The sequence below is a fragment of the Streptomyces sp. NPDC059696 genome, assembly GCF_042733745.1.
In the GTDB taxonomy this organism is placed as follows: Bacteria; Actinomycetota; Actinomycetes; order Streptomycetales; family Streptomycetaceae; genus Streptomyces.
Map to the genome: position 1 here is coordinate 200320 of NZ_JBHWFG010000004.1, position 8089 is coordinate 208408.

6 protein-coding genes are annotated in these 8089 nt (G+C 71.8%); 4 read left to right on the forward strand and 2 right to left on the reverse strand.

Going from position 1 to position 8089, the window contains the following annotated elements; genetic code table 11:
- Window positions 1-86 precede the first annotated feature (86 nt).
- The gene (locus ACFV20_RS06235; RefSeq protein WP_385652972.1) at window positions 87-539 is read right to left on the reverse strand and encodes an Lrp/AsnC family transcriptional regulator; all 453 of its coding nucleotides are present in this window, start codon (window positions 537-539) and stop codon (window positions 87-89) included.
- Window positions 540-649: 110 nt separating this feature from the next.
- On the opposite strand from ACFV20_RS06235, the gene ACFV20_RS06240 reads away from it, so the two are divergent.
- Both ACFV20_RS06240 and ACFV20_RS06245 read left to right on the forward strand, forming a co-directional pair.
- Window positions 650-1276 carry a LysE family translocator gene (locus ACFV20_RS06240; protein WP_385652974.1) on the forward strand — a complete coding sequence of 209 codons (627 nt, stop codon included), beginning with the start codon at window positions 650-652 and terminating at the stop codon, window positions 1274-1276.
- A gap of 296 nt (window positions 1277-1572) precedes the next feature.
- On the forward strand, window positions 1573-3978 hold the full coding sequence (locus tag ACFV20_RS06245; protein WP_385652976.1) for a SpoIIE family protein phosphatase: 2406 nt from the start codon (window positions 1573-1575) through the stop codon (window positions 3976-3978).
- A gap of 6 nt (window positions 3979-3984) precedes the next feature.
- Here the strand turns inward: ACFV20_RS06245 and ACFV20_RS06250 are convergent, their stop codons facing one another.
- Window positions 3985-4419 carry an SDR family oxidoreductase gene (locus tag ACFV20_RS06250; RefSeq protein ID WP_385652979.1) on the reverse strand — a complete coding sequence of 145 codons (435 nt, stop codon included), beginning with the start codon at window positions 4417-4419 and terminating at the stop codon, window positions 3985-3987.
- Between the two features lie 159 nt (window positions 4420-4578).
- On the opposite strand from ACFV20_RS06250, the gene ACFV20_RS06255 reads away from it, so the two are divergent.
- Entirely contained in the window at window positions 4579-5892 is a 1314-nt protein-coding gene (locus ACFV20_RS06255; RefSeq protein WP_385652982.1) for an acetyl-CoA carboxylase biotin carboxylase subunit family protein, read from the forward strand.
- 16 nt (window positions 5893-5908) lie between these two features.
- The gene (locus tag ACFV20_RS06260; RefSeq protein WP_385652984.1) at window positions 5909-7948 is read left to right on the forward strand and encodes a CocE/NonD family hydrolase; all 2040 of its coding nucleotides are present in this window, start codon (window positions 5909-5911) and stop codon (window positions 7946-7948) included.
- Window positions 7949-8089 lie beyond the last annotated feature (141 nt).

Sequence of the window (8089 nt, forward strand, 5' to 3'; positions counted from 1 at the left end):
GAATGCACACGCAGCCGTCGGCCTTCAGGTGGTCGGCGTGCCGACCGGCCTGCCCCTCTGGGGCCCGTCCCACGCGCGACGGCCGCTCACTCGGGCAGCGGGCGGTCGTCGACGACGTGCTTCATGACGAGGGTGGAGTTGAGGCGCTGGACGCCGGGGAGCCGGGCGAGTTGCTGGTCGTAGAGCTGCTGGAAGGCGGTCAGGTCGGTGGCGGCGACGCGCAGGAGATAGTCGGGGTCGCCGAAGAGCCGCTGGGCCTGGAGGACGTGCGGGACGGCTGCCACCGCCTCCTCGAACGCGGAGACCGTGTCGGCGTCCTCCAGGCGCATCGTGACGAAGACGAGGGCCTCGAAGTGCAGGCCCACGGCGGCCGGGTCCACCACCGCGCGATAGCCGCGGATCGCACCTTCGCGTTCGAGATCGCGCAGCCTGCGGTGGCAGGGCGAGACGCTCAGTTTCACGCGCGCCGCCAGCTCGGTGACCGTGAGCCGGCCGTCCAGCTGCAGCTCGGTGAGAATTTTCCGGTCCATCGCATCCATGGAGAATATTCTGCCCCAGAAGGGCGGATCAAGGAGAAAAGAAGGGAACACTTTCGGGCAGATCCGCCATAGCCTTCCCTCGCACCACCGCATGGGAGAGGGAACGATCGATGGACACGACCACGCTGGCGGCCTTCCTGGCAGTCGACCTGCTGCTGGTATTCACCCCGGGAGCGGACTGGGCCTACGCGATCACGGCGGGTCTGCGGGACCGGTCGGTCGTGCCGGCCGTCGCCGGGCTGGTGGCCGGATACGCGGGATACACCCTGCTCGCCGTGGCGGGGCTGGTGGTGGTCGTGGCCGGCTCGGGGACGCTGCTCACGGCACTGACCGTGGCCGGGGCCGGCTACCTCGTGTGGCTCGGCTGGGGGGTGCTGCGGCAGCCGGCCGTACTCACGGCCGCCGAGGAGAAGGTGGGCGCCGAGAGCACCTCCCGGGGGCGGGTCCTGCTCAGGGGCATCGGGACCAGCGGCCTGAACCCCAAGGCCCTGCTCCTCTACTTCTCCCTGTTCCCGCAGTTCATCGACCCCGCGGGCGCCTGGCCGGTCGCGGGCCAGACCGGCCTGCTCGGCTCGCTGCACATGGTCGCGTGCGCCGTCGTCTACCTCACCGTCGGAGTCCTGGCCCGCACGGTCCTGCGGACCAGGCCCTCCGCGGCCCGGGCGGTGACCCGTGTCTCCGGTGCCATGATGATCGTCATCGGCGGGTCCCTGCTCGTGGAACACCTGGCCGGCTGATGGGGGCCTGATGGCCCGCCTCGGCACCCGCGGCACCCGGATCACAGCCGGGCCTCCCTCGGGTTCGGTTCGGTCGCGGCCGTGCAGAGCAGCAGAGCGGCGGGACACCATGACGCGCGCACGGCATGACCAGCGCACGGCATGACGAGCGCACGGCGCGGAGCCGGCCGGTTCCGTCTCGGCGTTCGCCCTGGTCACCGCCGCGCCCGGCGGCAGACGAGCCTCGGCGGGCCGGTAGCGGGACAATCGGGTGCAGGGACTGGAGAGCAGACGGGATCGGTAGATCCGGAGGCACCGTGCAGGGACGCGTACCGGAGGACGTGGCGGTCGTCGTCGACGCCGGCGGGGCGATCATGGTGTGGAGCGACGGTGCGCGCCGTCTGCTCGGTTACGAACCCGCCGAGATCGTGGGCACGGCCGTCGCCGACCTGCTCGCCGCGGGTCTCCCGGAGTCGACGCGGCGGCATGTGGAGCAGGGCCGGAGGTGGACCGGGGAGGTCGCGCTGCGGCACCGGGACGGCGACCGGATCGTGATCCGGCTGCGGGGGACGCCGCTGCTGGACGCCGAGGGCCGGGGACTGTGGCTCGTGACCGGCACCGCCCCGGCCTTTCCGACCACGCGGGCCGAGCGCGGGCGGGTGCCCCTGTGGGACCTCACGCTGCGCCAGCTCCCCGTACCGGTCGCGGTCTACGACCGGGACGCGCGCCTGGTGGGCGCCAACGACATCATGACCGAGATGATGGGCCGGTCCGAGGAGGAGATGAAGGGCCTGACCCTGTGGGAGGTGGAGCCGAACCCTCCCTTCGACACCTACGACCGCCTCCAGCGGGACGTGCTGCGCACCGGCGAGATGATCTTCCACGAGCAGTACGGCAAGGCCCCGGGCGAGGTCCGGCCGCACGCCTGGTCCATGTTCCTCTCGCCGCTGAAGGACGGGACCGGCACGGTCCAGGGCATGTCGGCGACCGTGTTCGACACCACGGAGCAGTCCTGGGCCCGGCGCCGGCTCGCGGTGATCAACGAGGCCAGTCTGCGCATCGGGAGCACCCTGGACGTGCACCGGACGGCCGAGGAGATGGCGGAGGTGGCCGTCACCGCGGGGTTCGCGGACTTCGTCACGGTGGATCTGCTGGAGTCCGTGATCCGCGGCGACGAGCCGTGGCCGCTGCCGCCCGACACGCCGGTCACGCTGCGGCGCGCCGCGCAGCAGTCGGTACTGGAGGGCAATCCGGAGTCGGTGGTGGACGTCGGTGGCACGGTCCGCTACCCGGCGGGGACTCTCCCGCTGCGGACCCTGGCCGCCGCGCGGGGCGCCCGGCACCGGCCGGGGGATCCGGAACTCATGGAGTGGCTGAAGGCCTCTCCGGCCCGCGCCGAGACCGTCACCCGGCACCTGATCCACTCGGTGATGATGGTGCCGCTGCGCGCCCGCGGCGTCACCCTGGGCCTGGTGCACTTCATGCGCCACCGGACCCCGGAGTCGTTCAGCGAGGACGACCTGCTGCTCGCGGAGGACATGGTCGCCCGGGCCGCGGTGAGTCTGGACAACGCCCGCCGCTTCACACGCGAACGACGCACGGCGCTGGCCCTCCAGCGCAGCCTGCTGCCCGAGCGGATCCCGGAGCTGGCGGCGGTGGACATCGCCTACCGCTATCTGCCGACCGGGGTGGGCGCGGACATCGGGGGCGACTGGTTCGACGTGATCCCGCTGTCCGGCTCCCGGGTGGCCCTGGTCGTGGGCGACGTGGTGGGCCACGGCCTCCACGCGTCGGCGACGATGGGCCGTCTGCGGACCGCCGTACGGACGCTCGCGGACGTCGACCTCGCCCCCGACGAGCTGCTCACCCAGCTCGACGACCTCGTCATCCGGCTCGACCGGGAGGAGGGGCCGGAGGTGCGCGGGGCGGAGGAGACCTCGGGGCAGGTCGGCGCCACCTGCCTGTACGCCGTGTACGACCCGGTGTCCCGGAGCTGCACCATGGCCCGCGCCGGGCATCCGCCGCCCGCGCTGGTCACACCCGACGGCGGCGTACGGTTCCTGGACCTGCCGACCGGGCCGCCGCTGGGCCTGGGCGGCCTGCCGTTCGAGGCCTCCGAGATCCGGCTGGAGGAGAACAGTCTGCTCGCCCTCTACACCGACGGTCTGATCGAGGCGCCCGGCCACGACATCGAAGTGGGTGTCTCCTTGCTGCGCCAGGCGCTGAGTAAGCCCGCCGACGCGCTGGAGGAGACCTGCGAGCAGGTGTTGCGCACCCTGCTGACCGGGCGGCCCGCCGAGGACGACGTGGTGCTGATGCTGGCGCGGACGGCCGTGCTCGACGCCGGGAAGGTCCGCACCTGGCAGCTGCCACCGGACCCCGCGGCCGTGGCCCGGGCCCGCAAGATGGCCGGCGAGCAGCTGGCCGAATGGGGCCTGACGGAAGCGGAGTTCGCCACCGAACTGATCGTCAGCGAGCTGGTCACCAACGCGCTGCGGTACGGCGGCGCCCCCATCGAGCTGCGGCTGATCCGCGACGGGACCCTCATCTGCGAGGTGTCCGACGGCAGCAGCACCGCACCGCATCTGCGCCGTGCCCGGGTCTTCGACGAGGGCGGGCGGGGGCTGCTGCTCGTCGCCCAGCTCGCCGAACGGTGGGGCAGCCGCCAGACGGCCACGGGCAAGACCATCTGGGCGGAACAGCCCCTGCCCGCCGGGGTGTGAGCCGCGCTACCGCGTGTCGACGATGCCGCCGGTCACCGCGATGACCTCGCCGACGGTGTAGCTGGAGTCGGCGTCGGAGGCGAGATAGACGTACGTCGGCGCGATCTCCTCGGGCTGGGCCGCGCGTTCCACCGGGGCCTCGCTGCCGATGTGGGCGAGCCCGTCCGGCGGCATGTGCGGGTCGGCCTCGTTGAGGGGCGTCCAGGTCGGGCCGGGCGCGACCACGTTGGCGCGCACGCCCCGCTTGGCCAGATGCGTGGCGACCGACTTGGCCAGGGTGATCAGCGCGGCCTTGGACGCCGCGTAGTCGATCATCGTGGTGCTGCCCTTGAGGGCCTCCTCGGTGGCGGTGGCGATGACCGCGTCTCCGGGGCTTGGTGCGCATGTCGGCCTCCAGGCCGGGCCGCCGCTGTCCACGGCGCGGCCCGGTACACCGGCCACGCCGTCCTTGCCCGCCCCGCGTTCCCAGCGCTGCGGCGGGCATGTCCCCTCTCGCCCGGTACGGGCGCGGTGCCCGAAGCGGAATGCCGGTGGCCGCCACGGGTACTCCGACGATCTTGCAAGGAGGCCTCAGGGCCGTACGCCGTCGGAAGGAGAGCCGTGTCTGACGAGACGGTGAAGAACGTCTTTGTGATCGGGCTCGACGAGGCCAATCTGCCCACGCTCGAACAGGTCCCGGGAGCCGACCGGCTGCGTTTTCACCAGCTGCTGACGATCGAGGAGCTCCAGGTCGGCGAAGTGGACCTGCCCACGCTGCTCGACAAGGCCCAGGGCGTGCTCGACGCGTTCGACGGCAGCATCGACGCGATCGTCGGCTACTGGGACTTCCCGGTCAGCACGCTGGTCCCGATGCTGAGCGAACGGTACGGCACCCGCAGTACCAGCCTGGAGTCCGTGGTCAAGTGCGAGCACAAGTACTGGAGCAGGCTGGAGCAGCAGAAGGTCACCGACCGGCACCCGCGGTTCGGCCAGGTCGACCTGTCCGCCGAGCCGCCGCGCCCGCCGGAGGGCGTGGACTACCCGATGTGGCTCAAGCCGGCCCTCTCGTACTCGTCCGAGCTCGCCTTCGGAGTCGATGACGAGGAGGAGTTCCGCAAAGCCGTCTGCGAGATCCGCGGCGGCATCTCCCGGATCGGCCGCCCCTTCGAGCACATCCTCGAACGCATCGACCTGCCCCCGGAGATGAACGGCGTGGGCGGCCGGGTCTGCCTCGCGGAGGAGTCGATGTCCGGCGTCCAGGTCGCCGTCGAGGGCTACGTCCACCAGGGCGAGGTGACCGTCTACGGGGTCCTGGACTCCATCCAGTACCCGGACTCCCCCTGCTTCCTGCGCCACCAGTACCCCTCGATGCTCCCGCCCCCGGCCCTCAGGCAACTGCACGACGTCAGCGAGCGGGTGATGCGGCAGATCGGGATGGACTCGGCCACCTTCAGCATCGAGTACTTCTACGACCCGCGGACCCAGGAGATCAACCTGCTGGAGATCAACCCCCGGCACTCCCAGTCGCACGCGGAGCTGTTCCAGTACGTCGACGGTGTGCCCAACCACCACTGCATGGTCCGCCTCGCCCTCGGCGAGGACCCGCGCATGCCGCACCGCGAGGGCGAGTACGCGATGGCCGCGAAGTGGTACCACCGCTGGTTCACCGACGGTGTGGTGCGCCGGGTGCCGGGCCCCGAGGAGATCGCCCGCATCGAGCGGGAGACCCCGGGTGTGCGCATCGAGGTCGTCCCCGGACAGGGCGACCGGCTCTCGGACCTGCCCGGACAGGACAGTTACAGCTACGAGCTGGCGCACATCTACACCGGCGGGGCCGACGAGGCGGAGCTGCGGGCGAAGTTCGACCACTGCGTGGCCGCCCTGGGCCTGGCCTTCGAGGACACCCCGGCCGAGGCCGACGCCACGCGAAAGTGAGGAGCACGTCACTTCCATGCGTTACGTGACCAACCTGCCGTACGAGACGAAGGAAGAAGAGCACGTCACGATCCCGATGTCCGACGGGGTCCGGCTCTCCGCGCACATCTGGCGCCCCACCTCCTCCGACCAGGAGCCGGTTCCGGCGGTGCTGGAGTACATCCCGTACCGCAAGCGCGACCTGACGGCCGTACGGGACTCGATCCACCACCCCTATCTGGCCGGGCACGGGTACGCCTGTGTCCGCGTCGACCTGCGCGGCACCGGGGACTCGGAGGGGGTGCTGCGCGACGAGTACCTGGAGCGGGAGCAGGCGGACGCCGAGGAGATCCTGGCCTGGCTGGCTGAGCAGCCCTGGTGCGACGGCGGCACGGGCATGATGGGCATCTCCTGGGGTGCGTTCGCGGCGCTCCAGGTGGCGGCCCGCCGGCCGCCGTCCCTGAAGGCCATCGCCATCGCCTCCTTCACCGACGACCGGCACGCCGACGACATGCACTACATGGGCGGCGCCCTGCTGTCGGACAACCTGGCCGAGGCGGGCACGATGTTCGCCTACGGCACCTGCCCGCCCGACCCGGCCGTGGTGGGCGAGCGCTGGCGCGAGATGTGGCACGAGCGGCTGGAGAACACCGAGCCGTGGGTCCTGGAGTGGCTGCGGCACCAGCGCCGCGACGACTACTGGCGGCACGCCTCGGTGTGCGAGGACTACGCGAGCGTGCAGTGCCCGGTCCTGGCCTCCAGCGGCTGGGCGGACGGCTACTCCAACGCCGTGACGCGGCTGCTGGGGAACCTGGACGTGCCCCGCAAGGGGCTGATCGGTCCCTGGTCGCACAAGTTCCCGCACCTCGGGGAGCCCGGGCCCGCGATCGGCTACCTCCAGGAACTGGTGCGCTGGTGGGACCACTGGCTCAAGGGCGTCGACAACGGCGTCATGGACGGCCCCATGCTGCTGGCGTGGATGCAGGACAGCGTGCCGCCGTCCACCTCCTACGAGGAGCGGCCCGGTCGCTGGGTGGGCGAGCCGGACTGGCCGTCCCCGCACATCCGACCCGTCACGCACCCGCTCAGCCGGCACACGATCGGGCCGGCGCGGGACGACCCGGCGACGGTGCCGGAGGCCGGTGCGGCGATGACCGTGCGCTCACCGCTGTCCGTCGGCCAGTTCGCCGGCAAGTGGGCCTCCTACAACGCGCCGCCGGACCTCCCCTACGACCAGCGCGAGGAGGACGGGGGTTCCCTCGTCTTCGACACCGAGCCGCTGACCGAGCAGGTGGAGATCCTCGGCTCGCCGAGCGTGGAACTCGACCTGTCGGTGAGCGAGCCGGTCGCCCTGGTGGCCGCGCGGCTGTCCGACGTGAGTCCCGACGGCGCCGCCACCCGTGTCTCGTACGGCATCCTGAACCTGACGCGCCGTGACAGCACGGAGTCCCCCGAGCCGTTGGAGCCGGGCCGGCGCTACCGGGCCACCATTCCGCTGAACGGTGTGGCGCAGGCGTTCCCGCCCGGGCACCGCATCCGGCTGTCCCTGTCGACGTCCTACTGGCCGCTGGCCTGGCCCGCCCCGAAGCCGGCCCTGCTCAGCGTCCACGAGCACTCCAGCACGCTCACTCTGCCGGTGCGGCCGGTGGAGGAGCCCGACGAGGTGCCGTCCTCGCCCTTCGGCGAGCCCGAGGGCACTCCCCCGCTGGCCATGACCCAGGTGACGCCCCCGGAGGAACGCTGGGACGTCAAGCGCAACCTGATCGACTACCGCTCCGAGCTGGACATCGTGAAGGACCGGGGCACGGTCCGCTTCGAGGACATCGGGCTGGAGGCGGGCCGGCGCGCCCACGAGCGCTACACGGCGGTCGCCGACGACTTCACCTCGGCCGGCGGCGAGACCACGTGGACCATGCGGTTCCGCAGGGACGACTGGGACGTGCGGGTGGTCACGCACACCCGGCTCACCTGCGATGCGTCGGACTTCTTCGTCGACGCGACCCTCGACGCGTACGAGTCCGACCGACGGGTCTTCTCCCGCACCTGGAACGAGAAGGTCCCCCGCGACCTGCTGTAGCGCGCACCGCGTCGGCGCCCCGGCCGGGGGCGTGTGGCCGGGGGCCCGCCGCGGGCCCCCGCCCCCGCGGGGGCCCCCCCGGGGGGGGGCGCATGTATGACCTGTCTCTTATAAAAAAAAGACGCTGCCGACGAATGTATA